This is a genomic window from Streptococcus sp. CF4-3, assembly GCF_024295385.1.
GTDB lineage: Bacteria > Bacillota > Bacilli > Lactobacillales > Streptococcaceae > Streptococcus > Streptococcus infantis_I.
The window spans coordinates 1-682 of sequence record NZ_JANCPN010000019.1; the positions used below are offsets into that span (position 1 = coordinate 1).

Genomic DNA, 682 nt, shown 5'->3' on the forward strand with positions numbered 1-682 from the left:
AACCTGCGACACCTTGGTCCCAAACCAAGTACTCTACCAAGCTGAGCTACTTCCCGAGTTAAATGTTTAATGCACCCTAGAGGAGTCGAACCTCTAACCGCCTGATTCGTAGTCAGGTACTCTATCCAGTTGAGCTAAGGGTGCTCTTCAATATATGCCGAGGACCGGAATCGAACCGGTACGATCGTTACCAATCGCAGGATTTTAAGTCCTGTGCGTCTGCCAGTTCCGCCACCCCGGCCTCTATAAGCGAACGACGGGATTCGAACCCGCGACCCCCACCTTGGCAAGGTGGTGTTCTACCACTGAACTACGTTCGCATCGACTCTGGTTTATATTAAAAAAAATGCCGGCTACATGACTTGAACACGCGACCCTCTGATTACAAATCAGATGCTCTACCAACTGAGCTAAGCCGGCTGATTTCTATTATGCGGGTTAAGGGACTTGAACCCCCACGCCGTTAAGCGCCAGATCCTAAATCTGGTGCGTCTGCCAATTCCGCCAAACCCGCAAATATGACCCGTACTGGGCTCGAACCAGTGACCCATTGATTAAAAGTCAATTGCTCTACCAACTGAGCTAACGAGTCAAATAACTTTCGTTATTACGGTCCCGACGGGAATCGAACCCGCGATCTTCGCCGTGACAGGGCGACGTGATAACCGCTACACTACGGGAC

Annotated in this window: 7 tRNA genes; all 7 read right to left on the bottom strand. The window is 50.9% G+C overall.

Annotated elements, in window-relative coordinates:
• Positions 1-70: 70 nt before the first annotated feature.
• The 7 genes from NML75_RS08775 to NML75_RS08805 all read right to left on the bottom strand — a co-directional run bounded on the left by NML75_RS08775 (position 71) and on the right by NML75_RS08805 (position 682).
• Positions 71-144 (bottom strand) — tRNA-Arg (locus NML75_RS08775).
• Positions 145-155: 11 nt separating this feature from the next.
• Positions 156-241: transfer RNA gene (locus tag NML75_RS08780), tRNA-Leu, on the bottom strand.
• A 7-nt stretch (positions 242-248) separates the two neighbouring features.
• Positions 249-320: transfer RNA gene (locus NML75_RS08785), tRNA-Gly, on the bottom strand.
• A gap of 27 nt (positions 321-347) precedes the next feature.
• A tRNA-Thr gene (locus NML75_RS08790) sits at positions 348-420 on the bottom strand.
• 12 nt (positions 421-432) lie between these two features.
• Positions 433-514, bottom strand: a tRNA-Leu gene (locus NML75_RS08795).
• A 5-nt stretch (positions 515-519) separates the two neighbouring features.
• Positions 520-592 (bottom strand) — tRNA-Lys (locus tag NML75_RS08800).
• A gap of 18 nt (positions 593-610) precedes the next feature.
• A tRNA-Asp gene (locus NML75_RS08805) sits at positions 611-682 on the bottom strand.